Origin of the sequence: Burkholderia sp. lig30 (genome assembly GCF_000687455.2) — a bacterium.
Classification (GTDB): domain Bacteria; phylum Pseudomonadota; class Gammaproteobacteria; order Burkholderiales; family Burkholderiaceae; genus Burkholderia.
This window is the reverse complement of record NZ_JGVW01000048.1, coordinates 44,949-58,358: the sequence shown is the minus strand read 5'-3', so window position 1 is coordinate 58,358 and position 13,410 is coordinate 44,949. Positions and strand designations below refer to the sequence as shown.

The 13,410-nt window shown below is 64.8% G+C and carries 12 protein-coding genes and 1 tRNA gene; all 13 read right to left on the bottom strand.

What is annotated here, in order from left to right; genetic code table 11:
- Window positions 1-15: 15 nt before the first annotated feature.
- A complete protein-coding gene (gene nuoH / locus LIG30_RS03205; RefSeq protein ID WP_038709590.1) occupies window positions 16-1,080 on the bottom strand; it encodes an NADH-quinone oxidoreductase subunit NuoH in 1,065 nt (354 codons plus the stop codon).
- Entirely contained in the window at window positions 1,081-3,408 is a 2,328-nt protein-coding gene (nuoG, locus tag LIG30_RS03200) for an NADH-quinone oxidoreductase subunit NuoG (protein ID WP_038709588.1), read from the bottom strand.
- A gap of 82 nt (window positions 3,409-3,490) precedes the next feature.
- On the bottom strand, window positions 3,491-4,801 hold the full coding sequence (gene nuoF, locus LIG30_RS03195) for an NADH-quinone oxidoreductase subunit NuoF (RefSeq protein ID WP_038709587.1): 1,311 nt from the start codon (window positions 4,799-4,801) through the stop codon (window positions 3,491-3,493).
- Window positions 4,798-5,283, bottom strand: a complete 486-nt coding sequence (nuoE, locus tag LIG30_RS03190) for an NADH-quinone oxidoreductase subunit NuoE (protein ID WP_038709585.1) — start codon at window positions 5,281-5,283, stop codon at window positions 4,798-4,800. The genes nuoF and nuoE overlap by 4 nt, the downstream gene beginning before the upstream one ends.
- Window positions 5,284-5,448: 165 nt before the next feature.
- Entirely contained in the window at window positions 5,449-6,702 is a 1,254-nt protein-coding gene (locus LIG30_RS03185) for an NADH-quinone oxidoreductase subunit D (RefSeq protein WP_038709583.1), read from the bottom strand.
- Window positions 6,703-6,711: 9 nt separating this feature from the next.
- On the bottom strand, window positions 6,712-7,314 hold the full coding sequence (locus LIG30_RS03180) for an NADH-quinone oxidoreductase subunit C (protein ID WP_038709581.1): 603 nt from the start codon (window positions 7,312-7,314) through the stop codon (window positions 6,712-6,714).
- A 21-nt stretch (window positions 7,315-7,335) separates the two neighbouring features.
- Window positions 7,336-7,815: a NuoB/complex I 20 kDa subunit family protein gene (locus tag LIG30_RS03175; RefSeq protein ID WP_006398799.1), complete on the bottom strand. Its 480-nt coding sequence runs from the start codon at window positions 7,813-7,815 to the stop codon at window positions 7,336-7,338.
- Between the two features lie 62 nt (window positions 7,816-7,877).
- Window positions 7,878-8,237, bottom strand: a complete 360-nt coding sequence (locus LIG30_RS03170) for an NADH-quinone oxidoreductase subunit A (RefSeq protein WP_038709580.1) — start codon at window positions 8,235-8,237, stop codon at window positions 7,878-7,880.
- 155 nt (window positions 8,238-8,392) lie between these two features.
- Window positions 8,393-8,477: transfer RNA gene (locus tag LIG30_RS03165), tRNA-Leu, on the bottom strand.
- Between the two features lie 112 nt (window positions 8,478-8,589).
- On the bottom strand, window positions 8,590-8,967 hold the full coding sequence (secG, locus tag LIG30_RS03160) for a preprotein translocase subunit SecG (protein WP_038709578.1): 378 nt from the start codon (window positions 8,965-8,967) through the stop codon (window positions 8,590-8,592).
- Between the two features lie 75 nt (window positions 8,968-9,042).
- A complete protein-coding gene (gene tpiA / locus LIG30_RS03155) occupies window positions 9,043-9,798 on the bottom strand; it encodes a triose-phosphate isomerase (RefSeq protein ID WP_038709575.1) in 756 nt (251 codons plus the stop codon).
- 106 nt (window positions 9,799-9,904) lie between these two features.
- A complete protein-coding gene (locus LIG30_RS03150) occupies window positions 9,905-10,924 on the bottom strand; it encodes an NAD(P)H-quinone oxidoreductase (protein WP_038709573.1) in 1,020 nt (339 codons plus the stop codon).
- 121 nt (window positions 10,925-11,045) lie between these two features.
- Entirely contained in the window at window positions 11,046-13,193 is a 2,148-nt protein-coding gene (pnp, locus tag LIG30_RS03145; protein WP_038709570.1) for a polyribonucleotide nucleotidyltransferase, read from the bottom strand.
- Between the last annotated feature and the right edge of the window lie 217 nt (window positions 13,194-13,410).

Here is a 13,410-nt window from a genome sequence, read left to right as displayed (position 1 = left end):
GATTGCATCCGACCTTTATTTCCAGATATTGAGCGGCGACATGATCCAGAAGCCGACCACGACCACCCAGATCACAGTGACCGGCAGGAACACCTTCCAGCCCAGACGCATGATCTGGTCGTAACGGAAACGCGGGAACGTCGCGCGGACCCAGATGAAAATCGACAGCAGCCCGAAGACCTTCAGCACCAGCCAGAAGATGCCCGGAATGAACGACAGGAATTCGAACGGTGCATCCCAGCCGCCGAGGAACAGCGTCGCGGCGAGCGCCGAGATCACGATCATGTTGATGTACTCGGCCAGGAAGAACAGCGCGAACGCCATGCCCGAGTAATCGATCATGTGACCGGCGACGATCTCCGACTCCCCTTCCACCACGTCGAACGGGTGGCGGTTCGTTTCGGCGATGCCCGAGATGAAGTAGACGACGAACGCCGGCAGCAGCGGCAGCCAGTTCCACGACAGGAAGTTGACGCCGTGGCCCGCGAAGAAGCCATGCTGCTGCGAACCGACGATTTCCGACAGGTTCAGGCTGCCGGCCGTCATCAGCACGAGCACCAGCGCGAAGCCCATCGAGATTTCGTACGAGACCATCTGCGCCGCGGCTCGCATCGCACCGAGGAACGCGTACTTCGAGTTCGACGCCCAGCCGGCGAGAATCACCGCGTACACGCCGATCGACGAGATCGCCATCGCGTACAGCAGGCCGGCGTTCACGTTCGCGAGCACCGCCTCGGCCTGGAACGGGATCACCGCCCACACCGCGAAGGCCGGCACGACGGTCATGACCGGCGCGACGAGGTACAGCCAGCGGCTGGCCGCGCTCGGCTGAATGACTTCCTTCAGCAACAGCTTCAGCACGTCGGCGATCGGCTGCAGCAGACCGGCCGGGCCGACGCGGTTCGGACCGAGACGCACGTGCATCCAGCCGATCAGCTTACGTTCCCACAGAATCAGGTACGCGACGCACAGCAGGATCGCGACCGCGACGACGAGGATGCGCACGAGCGCCCACACCGTCGGCCATGCGACGCCGAGAAGCTGGGCTCCGCCCGAGTTGATCGTATCGAACAAGCTCATTTACGCCTTCTCCACCACCAGTTCACCGGACAGGCTGCCGAGCGCTGCGCCGGCAGGCGTCGCCGCCGACACGCGAACGACCGTCTCCGCAAGATTCTCGTCACGCACGGCCGGCAACTGCACCGCACGCTCGCCCTGGCGCACGCGCACCGCGTCGCCTTCCTTCAAGCCCAGCTTGTCGAACAGCGCAGCCGGCAGGCCAACCGTGTTCGCCGCCTTCGCCGCCGCCGTCAGGTGCAGCGCACCCGCGCGGCGCACCAGCGCGTCGGCGTGATAGATCGGCACGTCGGCCAGGCGCTCGAAGCCGCCATTCGCCTGAGCCGCGACACGCGACGGCGCCACGCCGGTCTTGTTCGACAGGCGCGCCGCGACACCTTCGTCGCCGAGCGCCGCGAGACGCACTTCTTCCGAGGTCTCGTATTCGAAGTTCGGCAGGCCGAGCAGGCTGCCGAGCACGCGCAGCACCTTCCAGGCCGGGCGCGTGTCGCCGAGCGGGCGCACGACGCCGTTGAAGCTCTGCACGGTGCCTTCGGCGTTGACGAAGGTACCGGCCGTTTCGGTGAACGGCGCGATCGGCAGCAGGACGTCCGCGTAGTCGAGGCCGTGCTTGAACGGCGACATCACGACGACCATCTCTGCCTGGTTCAGCGCGGCGATCGCCTGCGCCGGATCGGCGGTGTCGAATTCCGGCTCGACGTTGAGCAGCACGTAACCCTTGCGCGGTTGCGCGAACGCTTCGCGTGCGTTCAGGCCGCCTTCGCCCGGCAGCGCGTTGACCGCATGGGCGCCCACCGTGTTCGCGGCTTCGGTCAGGAAACCGAGCGTCGCGTCGGTGTTGTCGGCAATCCACTGCGCCAGTGCGTGCAGACGGGCGAATTGCGGATGCTGGACGGCGGCGTTGCCGAGCAGCACGACGCGGCGCTCGCCGTTCGCGAGCGATTGCGCGACCTGCTGCGCAGCCGGCGATGCGGCGACGCCCGACAGCGCGTCCGGCAGCGCGACGCCGCGCAGCTGTGCGACGGCGGCGGCGATGCCGGCCAGTTCGTCGAGCCATGCCGACGGCGCAGCGGCGATGCGTTGCGCGCCCGGGATCAGCGCGTCGTCACGCGTCGCGTGGAGGAAATGCAGCTTCGCGCCGTTCTTCGCGGCCTGACGCAGGCGTGCGGCGAACAGCGGGTGGTCGCGGCGCAGCAGCGAACCGATCACGAGCGCGGCATTCACGTTCGTCAGATCGGCGATCGGCATGCCGAGCCACGGGGCGCCCTGCACAGGCGCCGAGAAATCGAGCTGGCGCAGGCGGAAGTCGACGTTCGGCGTCTTCAGCTCGTGCGCGAGCTGCTTCACGAGGAACAGCTCTTCAGCGGTGCTGTGCGCGCTCGCGAGCATCGCCAGCGCGTTCGCGCCGTGATCCGCGCTGATGCCCTTCAGGCCCTTCGCGACGTATTCGAGCGCGGTCTGCCAGTCGGTTTCGATCCACTGGCCGCCCTGCTTGATCATCGGCTTGGTCAGGCGCTCTTCGCTGTTGAGGCCTTCGTACGAGAAGCGGTCCTTGTCCGAGATCCAGCATTCGTTGATCGCTTCGTTCTCGAACGGCAGCACGCGCATCACGCGGTTGTTCTTGACCTGCACGACGACGTTCGCGCCGACCGAATCGTGCGGGCTCACCGACTTGCGGCGCGACAGTTCCCAGGTCCGTGCGCTGTAGCGGAACGGCTTGCTGGTCAGCGCGCCGACCGGGCACAGGTCGATCATGTTGCCCGACAGCTCGGAATCGACCGTCTTGCCGACGAACGTCGTGATTTCCGAGTGCTCGCCGCGGTTCAGCATGCCGAACTCCATCACGCCGGCGATTTCCTGGCCGAAGCGGACGCAGCGCGTGCAGTGGATGCAGCGCGACATCTCTTCCATCGAGATCAACGGGCCCACGTTCTTGTGGAACACCACGCGCTTCTCTTCGCTGTAGCGCGACGCGGACTTGCCGTAGCCGACCGCGAGATCCTGCAGCTGGCACTCGCCGCCCTGATCGCAGATCGGGCAATCGAGCGGGTGGTTGATGAGGAGAAATTCCATCACCGACTGCTGCGCCTTCACCGCCTTCTCGGAGCTGGTGTGGACGATCATGCCGGCCGACACGGGGGTCGCGCAGGCAGGCACGGCCTTCGGCATCTTCTCGACATCGACGAGACACATCCGGCAGTTGGCCGCAACCGACAGTTTCTTGTGATAGCAGAAGTGAGGAATGTACTTGTCCGCCTTGTGCGCAGCCTGGATCACCATGCTGCCTTCGGGCACCTCGACCTTCTTGCCGTCTATTTCAAGTTCAACCATGATGGTGAATGGTCCTTAACCTATTTCCGCTCGTTCGCGCATTCGCTCGACCGCGCGCTCATTTTCTGCAACCGGGTTCGCGTCAGGCCGCCGCCGCGTGCGCGTGGCCGCCGACCATGCAATGCTTGTGCTCGACGTGGTACGCGAATTCGTCCCAGTAGTGCTTCAGCATGCCGCGCACCGGCATCGCTGCCGCATCGCCGAGCGCGCAGATCGTGCGGCCCATGATGTTCTCTGCGACCGAATTCAGCAGGTCCAGGTCTTCCTTGCGGCCCTGGCCATGCTCGATACGGTTCACGACGCGCCACAGCCAGCCGGTGCCTTCGCGGCACGGCGTGCACTGGCCACACGACTCTTCGTGATAGAAGTACGACAGGCGCAGCAGCGAACGAACCATGCAGCGCGTCTCGTCCATCACGATCACCGCGCCCGAGCCGAGCATCGAGCCCGCCTTCGCGATCGAATCGTAGTCCATGTCGGTCTGCATCATGATGTCGCCCGGGATCACCGGCGCGGACGAGCCGCCCGGGATCACCGCCTTGATCTTCTTGCCGCCGCGCATGCCGCCGGCCAGTTCCATCAGCGTCGCGAACGGCGTGCCGAGCGGCACTTCATAGTTGCCCGGACGCTCGACGTCGCCCGACACCGAGAAGATCTTCGTGCCGCCGTTGTTCGGCTTGCCCAGCTCGAGGTAGTTCTGCGGGCCGACCGTCAGCAGGAACGGCACCGCGGCGAACGTCTCGGTGTTGTTGATCGTGGTCGGCTTGCCGTACACGCCGAAGCTCGCCGGGAACGGCGGCTTGAAGCGCGGCTGGCCCTTCTTGCCCTCGAGCGACTCGAGCAGCGCCGTTTCCTCGCCGCAGATGTACGCGCCGTAACCGTGGTGCGCGTGCAGCTGGAACGAGAATTCCGAGCCCATGATGTTGTCGCCGAGGAAGCCCGCCTTGCGCGCTTCCTCGAGGGCAGCTTCGAAGCGTCGATACACTTCGAAGATCTCGCCGTGAATGTAGTTGTAGCCGACGGTGATGCCCATCGCGTACGCGCCGATGGCCATGCCTTCGATCAGCGCGTGCGGGTTCCAGCGCAGGATGTCGCGATCCTTGAACGTGCCCGGCTCGCCTTCGTCCGAGTTGCAGACGAGGTACTTCTGCCCCGGGAACTGACGCGGCATGAAGCTCCACTTCAGGCCAGTCGGGAAGCCCGCGCCGCCGCGGCCGCGCAGGCCCGACGCCTTGACGTCGGCAATCACCTGCTCGGGCGGAATCTTTTCTTCGAGGATGCGGCGCAGCTGCTTGTAGCCGCCACGCGCAACGTAATCTTCGAGGTGCCAGTTCTCGCCGTTCAGACCAGCGAGGATCAGCGGTTTGATGTGACGGTCGTGAAGGGACGTCATTTCGAGAGCTCCTCAAGCAGCTGGTCGATCTTGTCGCGGCTCATGAAGCTGCACATTTTGTGATTGTTCACCAGCAGCACCGGCGCGTCGCCGCACGCACCCATGCACTCGCCTTCCTTCAGCGTGAACTTGCCGTCCGGCGTCGTTTCGCCGAAGCCGATGCCGAGCTTCTGTTTCAGGTAATCGGCAGTCGCTTCCGCGCCGCCGTGCGGACCGAGCTGGCACGGCAGGTTCGTGCAGAGCGTGATCTTCTGCTTGCCGACAGGCGCGAGCTCGTACATCGAGTAGAACGTCGCGACTTCCTGCACGGCGACAGCCGGCATCTCGAGGTAGTCCGCGACGAACTGCATCAGTTCGGGCGACAGCCAGCCATGCTCTTCCTGAGCGACGGCCAACGCCGACATCACGGCGGACTGTTTCTGATCGGCGGGGTACTTCGCGATCGCGCGATCGATTTCTTTCAGGCCTTCAGCTGAGATCATTTTCAGACACGACTCTTTCAATTCCTACCGAACGAACAACCTGCCGCACGGCATGCGTGGGGCAGACCTGGCGCTCACTGTTGACAGCTTGCGAAGCCGCGCCGGTTCAGCGCGCATCGCGTGTGACTTGCTGCTCGCCGCCCGCTCGCGCGGGCGGCGCAACCATTAGCGATCGATTTCGCCGAACACGATGTCCTGCGTACCGATGATCGTGACGGCGTCGGCGATCATGTGACCGCGCGCCATTTCGTCGAGCGCCGCCAGATGCGCGTAGCCCGGCGCACGGATCTTCAGGCGGTACGGCTTGTTCGCGCCGTCCGACACGAGATAGATGCCGAATTCGCCCTTCGGATGCTCGACTGCAGCGTACGCTTCGCCTTCCGGCACATGGAAACCTTCCGAGAAGAGCTTGAAGTGGTGAATCAAGTCTTCCATGTTGGTCTTCATGCCGACCCGCGACGGCGGCGCAACCTTGTGATTGTCCGTCATCACAGGCCCCGGATTCTTGCGAAGCCACTCAATACATTGTTTCGCGATGCGGGTGGACTGACGCATTTCCTCGACGCGCACCAGATAGCGGTCGTAGCAGTCGCCGTTCACGCCGACCGGCACGTCGAAGTCGAGGCGGTCGTACACTTCGTACGGCTGCTTCTTGCGAAGGTCCCACGCGATGCCCGAGCCGCGGATCATCGGCCCCGTGAGGCCGAGCTGCAGCGCACGTTCCGGGCTGACGACGCCGATCCCGACCAGACGCTGCTTCCAGATCCGGTTGTCGGTCAGCAGCGTTTCGTATTCGTCGACGCACTTCGGGAAGCGCGTGAAGAAATCGTCGATGAAGTCGAGCACCGAGCCCTGGCGCGCTTCGTTCATCCTCGCGAGCGCCTTCTCGTTACGAATCTTCGACGCCTTATATTGCGGCATTGCGTCAGGCAGATCGCGATAGACGCCGCCCGGACGGTAGTACGCCGCATGCATCCGGGCGCCGGACACCGCTTCGTACACGTCCATCAGGTCTTCGCGCTCGCGGAACGCATACAGGAACACCGCCATCGCGCCGACGTCGAGCGCGTGCGCGCCGATCCACATCAGGTGGTTCAGCACGCGCGTGACTTCATCGAACAGCACGCGGATGTACTGCGCGCGCTCGGGTACGTCGATGCCGAGCAGCTTCTCGATCGCGAGCACGTAGCCGTGCTCGTTGACCATCATCGACACGTAGTCGAGACGGTCCATGTACGGCACGGACTGAATGAAGGTCTTGGATTCGGCGAGCTTTTCGGTCGCGCGATGCAGGAGGCCGATGTGCGGATCGGCACGCTGGATGACTTCGCCGTCGAGCTCGAGCACGAGGCGCAGCACGCCGTGCGCTGCCGGGTGCTGCGGGCCGAAGTTGAGCGTGTAGTTCTTGATTTCTGCCATGACGCCCTCTTAATGTTTCAGACCGCCATAGCGATCCTCGCGGATCACGCGCGGCGTGATTTCGCGCGGCTCGATCGTCACCGGCTGGTAGACGACACGCTTCTCTTCCGGGTCGTAACGCATCTCGACATAGCCCGACACCGGGAAGTCCTTGCGGAACGGGTGGCCGATGAAGCCGTAGTCGGTCAGGATGCGGCGCAGGTCGGGGTGACCCTCGAACACCAGGCCGTACAGGTCGAACGCCTCGCGCTCGTACCAGTTCGCGGAACTCCAGATGTCGACGAACGACGGGACGATCGGCAGGTCGTCGTCCGGTGCGAATACGCGCAGGCGCAGACGCCAGTTGTTCGCCACCGACAGCAGGTGCGACACGGCCGCGAAACGCGGGCCATCGTACGCGCCGTCGCCGTAGGTCTGGTAGTCGACGCCGCACAGGTCGATCAGCTGCTCGAAGCCGAGCTTGCGATCGTCGCGCAGGATCTTCGCGACTTCGAGGGAATCACTCGCCTTCACGACGAGCGTCAGTTCACCGATTGCTTCGGTGAGGCTCACCACGCGCGCGCCGAGCGCGGCTTCGAGGTTCGCCTTGAGGGTCTCGATTTTGCTTGCCATATTGAGGGGACGCTCGGAGCTTTATTGACGGGCGATGGTGTTGGTCCGGCGAATCTTCGCCTGCAGCTGGATCACGCCATAGACCAGCGCCTCGGCGGTCGGCGGACAGCCCGGCACGTAGACGTCGACCGGCACGATGCGATCACAACCGCGCACCACGGAATACGAGTAGTGGTAGTAGCCACCACCATTCGCGCACGACCCCATCGAGATCACCCAGCGCGGCTCGGCCATCTGGTCGTAGACGCGGCGCAGCGCAGGCGCCATTTTGTTGCACAGCGTGCCAGCGACGATCATCACGTCGGACTGACGCGGACTCGGACGGAACACGACGCCAAACCGGTCCAGGTCATAACGGGCGGCGCCCGCGTGCATCATCTCGACGGCGCAGCACGCGAGACCGAACGTCATCGGCCACAGCGAGCCAGTACGCGTCCAGTTGATCAGCTTGTCAGCCGTCGTGGTGACAAACCCTTCCTTCAAGACCCCTTCGATACTCATTTGCTTTCCACTCCAGACAGGCGGCGAAGCGTGGCCGCCTATGCAAACCGGCGATTAGCCCATTACTCCCAGTCGAGGCCGCCTTTCTTCCAGATATAGGCAAAGCCCAGCAGGAATTCGAGCAGAAAAATCATCATTGCGCTGAAACCGGGCCAGCCGATGTCACGCAGGGCGACGCCCCACGGAAACAGGAACGCGGTTTCGAGATCGAAGATGATGAACAGGATGGCGACGAGATAGTAGCGCACGTCGAACTTCATCCGTGCGTCCTCGAAGGCTTCAAAGCCACATTCGTACGGCGCGTTCTTCTCGACGTCCGGCTTGTTCGGACCGAGCAGCTTGCCGATACTGACCAGCGCTATACCTAAACCGGTGCCCACGAGGAGGAACAACAAGACGGGGTAATAGGCTGCGAGGTTCAAGGCTATCCTCAATCGGTTAGTTCTGAGCGTCCGGAGAATAACACTATCCGGCGGAAGGAATCATTTCGGACTGCCGGAGATCGCAAGACAATCGCAAGCGAGGCCCAGAAATGAAAAATGCCAGACCACACGAAGCGGCTGGCATTGAGAAACTTTGGTGCCGACGGCGAGACTCGAACTCGCACAGCTTTCGCCACTACCCCCTCAAGATAGCGTGTCTACCAATTTCACCACGTCGGCACTGCATGCAACCCGGGAATTCACTACTTGCTTCCCGCGAATCGCTTCAAGAATTAAATTCTAACCCGGCTCTCAGAAGAGTTCAACGAGAAAGTGCAACTTTTTTAACTTTTTATTTCGGAACGTCCTGACCCGGCGCGTGTGCCGCCGAACCCGCGATCGCAGCCGATGCGACTGCCGGCGCGGAAGCGGCCGACGCCGATGCAGGCGCAGTCGCCACACCGCCGAGCACCCCCGCCGACGGCTGCGACTTGTACGAGCCGAGATACGTCAGCGCGAGCGTCGCGATGAAAAACAGCGTCGCCAGGATCCCGGTCGTGCGCGACAGGAAGTTCGCGGAACCCGTGGCGCCGAACAGGCTGCCCGATGCGCCGCTGCCGAATGCCGCCCCCATGTCCGCACCCTTGCCGTGCTGGAGCAGCACGAGACCAATCACACCGAGCGCAGACAGAACCTGCACCACAATAATCAGCGTTTTCAAATACAGCATCACATCCACCCGAGCTTGAATCGGGCGACCGGCTCGCGCCGGCCGCCGTCATGGTTCAATACGACCCCGGACCGCTCAATGCGCGGCCCGGCAGATCGCCAGAAAATCGTCAGCCTTCAGCGATGCGCCGCCGATCAGGCCGCCATCGATGTCCGGCTGTCCGAACAATTCGGCAGCATTGTCCGGCTTCACGCTGCCGCCGTACAGCAACGACACGTGTGCCGCGCCCTTTGCCGCAAGACGCGCGCGCAGAAACGCATGAACCTGCTGCGCCTGCCCGGCCGTCGCGCTCTTGCCGGTGCCGATCGCCCAGACCGGCTCGTACGCGACCACGATGCGCGCGGCCTCGTCGGCCGTCAGCACGTCGAGCACGGCATCGAGCTGCGTGCCGACCACCTGCTCCGTCGCACCCGCCTCACGCTCGTCGAGCGTTTCGCCGACGCACACGACCGGCGTGAGCCCCGCGGCGAGCGCGCGCTGCGTCTTCGCGGCGACCGTCTCGTTGCGCTCGCCGTGATACGCGCGACGCTCGGAGTGGCCGACGAGCGCGTAGCGCGCGCCGAATTCCGCGACCATCGCCGCGGCCACTTCGCCGGTGAACGCGCCCTGCTCGTGCGCCGACACGTCCTGCGCGCCCCAGGCGACGCGACCGCCGCCAAGCTGCTGCTGAACCTGCGCAAGATACGGGAACGGCACGCACACGCCGATTTCCGTTTCCGCCGGCACTGCGCCCGCACCCTGCACCACTTCGTTCAGCAACGCCTGGTTGCCGGCCAGCCGGCCGTGCATCTTCCAGTTGCCGATCACCCGCTTTGTTCTTTGTTTCGACATCGTTTGTCTCGTCATGGACGAACCGGGAACCGGCCGTCAGGTTTCATCTGGCGAAGCAAACCGGCGATTTTACTGCGTGCGTCTTGAACCGGTCAAACCGGGCATGTCACGCGTTCGCACCCCAATCCAGCACGATCTTGCCGATATGTTCGCCGCTTTCCATCAGCGCGTGCGCCTGCGCGGCCTGCGAGGCCGGCAGCACGCGGTAGATCACCGGCTTGATCCGGCCGTCGGCGAGGAGCGGCCACACGCGCGCCTTGAGCTGCGCGGCGATGCGCGCCTTGAACTCGACCGGGCGCGGGCGCAGCGTCGAGCCCGTCACCGTCAGGCGGCGGCGCAGGATTTCGCCCAGGTTGACCTCCGACTTCGCGCCGCCGAGCAACGCGATCAGCACGAGGCGGCCGCCGTCGGCGAGCGCGGACAGCTCGCGCGGCACGTACGAGCCCGCGACCATGTCGAGGATCACGTCCACGCCGCGGTTGTGCGTCAGCGACTTCACGACTTCGACGAAGTCCTCGGTCTTGTAATTGATCGCGCGCTCGGCGCCCAGTGCTTCGCACGCGCGGCACTTGTCGGCATTGCCCGCGGTCGCGAACACGCGATAGCCGAGCGCGTGCGCGATCTGGATCGCCGTCACGCCGATGCCGCTCGAGCCGCCCTGCACCAGCAGCGTCTCCTGCGCGCCGCGCTCGCCCGCGCCGAGCTGCGCGCGGTCGAACACGTTGCTCCACACGGTGAAGAACGTCTCCGGCAGCGACGCCGCCTCGATGTCGGTGAGCCCGTCGGGCACCGGCAGGCATTGCGGCAGCGGCGCGACCACGTATTCGGCATAGCCGCCGCCCGCGAGCAGCGCGCAGACGCGATCGCCGAGCTTCAGCCCGAACGGGTTCGACGCGGCATCGCCGAGGTCACCGCCGACGATCTCGCCGGCGACTTCGAGGCCCGGCAGATCCGACGCGCCGGGAGGCGGCGCATAGGCGCCCTTGCGCTGGAACACGTCCGGACGGTTGACGCCCGACGCCGTCACCTTGATCAGCACTTCGCCGCGCGCCGGTTCGGGGCGCGGGCGCTCGGTGAGTTTCAGGACGTCGGGGGCGCCGAATTCGGTGATTTCGATGGCTTTCATGTGCGTCGCTCCAGGATCGCGATGAGTAGGCGCGCCCGTGCTCGGGCGCAAGACAAGGCGGCCGATGCTACAGAAAAAACGGCCGGCGCGCTTTCACGCTGCCGGCCGTTTGTCCGTCCGCTTACTGCTGCGGCGGCGTATCCGCTTGCGGCGCTGCCGCCGCTTCGTTCAGGAGCGCCTTCGCCGACAGGCGCACGCGACCCTTTTCGTCCGTCTGGATGACCTTGACCTTCACCTGCTGGCCTTCCTTCAGGTAGTCGTTGATGTCCTTCACGCGCTCGTTGACGATTTCCGAGATGTGCAGCAGGCCGTCCTTGCCCGGCAGCAGGTTCACGATCGCACCGAAATCGAGCAGCTTCAGCACCGTGCCTTCGTACACCTGGCCGACTTCGATCTCGACGGTGATGTTCTCGATGCGCTTCTTCGCCTCGGCCATGCCTTCGCTGCTCGTGCTCGCGATCGTCACGACGCCGTCATCCGAAATGTCGATCGTCGTGCCGGTTTCTTCGGTCAGCGCGCGGATCACCGAGCCGCCCTTGCCGATCACGTCGCGGATCTTTTCCGGGTTGATCTTGATCGTGATCATGCGCGGCGCGAATTCCGACAGCTGCGTGTTCGCGCCCGACACTGCCGACGTCATCTTGCCGAGGATGTGCATGCGGCCTTCCTTCGCCTGCGCGAGCGCGACCTGCATGATTTCCTTCGTGATGCCCTGGATCTTGATGTCCATCTGCAGCGCCGTCACGCCTTGCTCCGTGCCGGCCACCTTGAAGTCCATGTCGCCGAGGTGATCTTCGTCGCCGAGGATGTCGGTCAGCACCGCGAACTTGTTGCCTTCGAGGATCAGGCCCATCGCGATGCCCGCGACGTGCGCCTTCATCGGCACGCCGGCGTCCATCAGCGCGAGGCAGCCGCCGCACACCGATGCCATCGACGACGAACCGTTCGATTCGGTGATTTCCGACACGACGCGGATCGAGTAGCCGAATTCGTCGGCGCTCGGCAGGCACTTGACCAGCGCGCGCTTAGCGAGGCGGCCGTGACCGATTTCGCGACGCTTCGGCGAGCCGACGCGGCCCGTTTCGCCGGTCGCGAACGGGGGCATGTTGTAGTGGAGCATGAAGCGCTCACGGTATTCGCCTTCGAGCGCGTCGATGATCTGCTCGTCGCCCTTCGTGCCGAGCGTCGCGACGACCAGCGCCTGCGTCTCGCCGCGCGTGAACAGCGCCGAGCCGTGGGTGCGCGGCAGCACGCCGGTGCGGATCTCGATCGGGCGCACGGTGCGCGTGTCGCGGCCGTCGATGCGCGGCTCGCCGTTCAGGATCTGCGAACGGACGATCTTTGCCTCGATATCGAACAGGACGTTGCCGACGGTGGCCTTGTCGGCCGCGACCGTACCGGCCGCCAGCGCGTCTTCCTCGAGCTTCGCCGAAGTCGCCGCGTAGACTTCCTTCAGCTTCGCCGAGCGGGCTTGCTTGTCGCGGAGCTGGTAAGCGGCGAGCAGGTCGTTCTCCGCCAATTCGGTCACGCGTGCAATCAGCGCCTCGTTCTTCGGCGCCGGCTGCCAGTCCCACTCGGGCTTGCCGCCTTCGCGCACCAGTTCGTGGATCGCGTCGATCGCCGTCTGCATCTGCTCGTGGCCGAACACCACGGCGCCCAGCATCACGTCTTCCGTCAGCTGATCCGCTTCCGACTCGACCATCAGCACCGCGCGTTCCGTACCCGCAACGACGAGGTCGAGGCTCGACGCCTTGATCTGGTCACGCGTCGGGTTCAGCACGTATGCGTTGTCGATGTATGCGACACGCGCCGCGCCCACCGGGCCGTTGAACGGCAGGCCCGACACGGCCAGCGCGGCCGACGCGCCGATCAGCGCGGGGATGTCCGCCGGGATTTCCGGGTTCACGGACAGCACGTGGATCACGACCTGCACTTCGTTGTAGAAGCCTTCCGGGAACAGCGGGCGCAGCGGACGGTCGATCAGGCGCGAGGTCAGCGTCTCGTGCTCCGACGGACGGCCTTCACGGCGGAAGAAGCCGCCCGGGATCTTGCCGGCCGAATAGGTCTTCTCGAGGTAGTCGACGGTCAGCGGGAAGAAATCCTGGCCCGGCTTCGCCGACTTCGCGCCGACGACGGTCGCGAGCACGACGGTGTCCTCGACGTCGACGATCACGGCGCCGCTCGCCTGACGGGCGATCTCGCCGGTTTCGAGGCGCACCTTGTGCTGGCCCCACTGGAATTCCTTCACGACCTTGTTGAACATGGACATGTTTGCTCCTTTGGATTCGATCTGTGTCGTTCGCCGCGCCGACAGTCGGTGCGGCGGCGTCCCGGCCGGACTCCCCGGAGAAAGGTGTGTTTTTTATGCCATTCCAGCGCGGCGCTCGGCAAGCAGCGCGCTGGAATGACACAAATCCCGACCCCGGTATCGGCCGTTCGGGCGGCTGGCGCAAAACGGCCCGACCGCCCGCGGTGCGTGAGACGCG

Bases quoted from the DNA above. Each gene is read 5' to 3' on its own strand.
- nuoH (WP_038709590.1), bottom strand. From the start codon at position 1,080: ATGAGCTTGTTCGATACGATCAACTCGGGCGGAGCCCAGCTTCTCGGC.
- nuoG (WP_038709588.1), bottom strand. From the start codon at position 3,408: ATGGTTGAACTTGAAATAGACGGCAAGAAGGTCGAGGTGCCCGAAGGC.
- nuoF (WP_038709587.1), bottom strand. From the start codon at position 4,801: ATGACGTCCCTTCACGACCGTCACATCAAACCGCTGATCCTCGCTGGT.
- nuoE (WP_038709585.1), bottom strand. From the start codon at position 5,283: ATGATCTCAGCTGAAGGCCTGAAAGAAATCGATCGCGCGATCGCGAAG.
- LIG30_RS03185 (WP_038709583.1), bottom strand. From the start codon at position 6,702: ATGGCAGAAATCAAGAACTACACGCTCAACTTCGGCCCGCAGCACCCG.
- LIG30_RS03180 (WP_038709581.1), bottom strand. From the start codon at position 7,314: ATGGCAAGCAAAATCGAGACCCTCAAGGCGAACCTCGAAGCCGCGCTC.
- LIG30_RS03175 (WP_006398799.1), bottom strand. From the start codon at position 7,815: ATGAGTATCGAAGGGGTCTTGAAGGAAGGGTTTGTCACCACGACGGCT.
- secG (WP_038709578.1), bottom strand. From the start codon at position 8,967: ATGCTGTATTTGAAAACGCTGATTATTGTGGTGCAGGTTCTGTCTGCG.
- tpiA (WP_038709575.1), bottom strand. From the start codon at position 9,798: ATGTCGAAACAAAGAACAAAGCGGGTGATCGGCAACTGGAAGATGCAC.
- LIG30_RS03150 (WP_038709573.1), bottom strand. From the start codon at position 10,924: ATGAAAGCCATCGAAATCACCGAATTCGGCGCCCCCGACGTCCTGAAA.
- pnp (WP_038709570.1), bottom strand. From the start codon at position 13,193: ATGTCCATGTTCAACAAGGTCGTGAAGGAATTCCAGTGGGGCCAGCAC.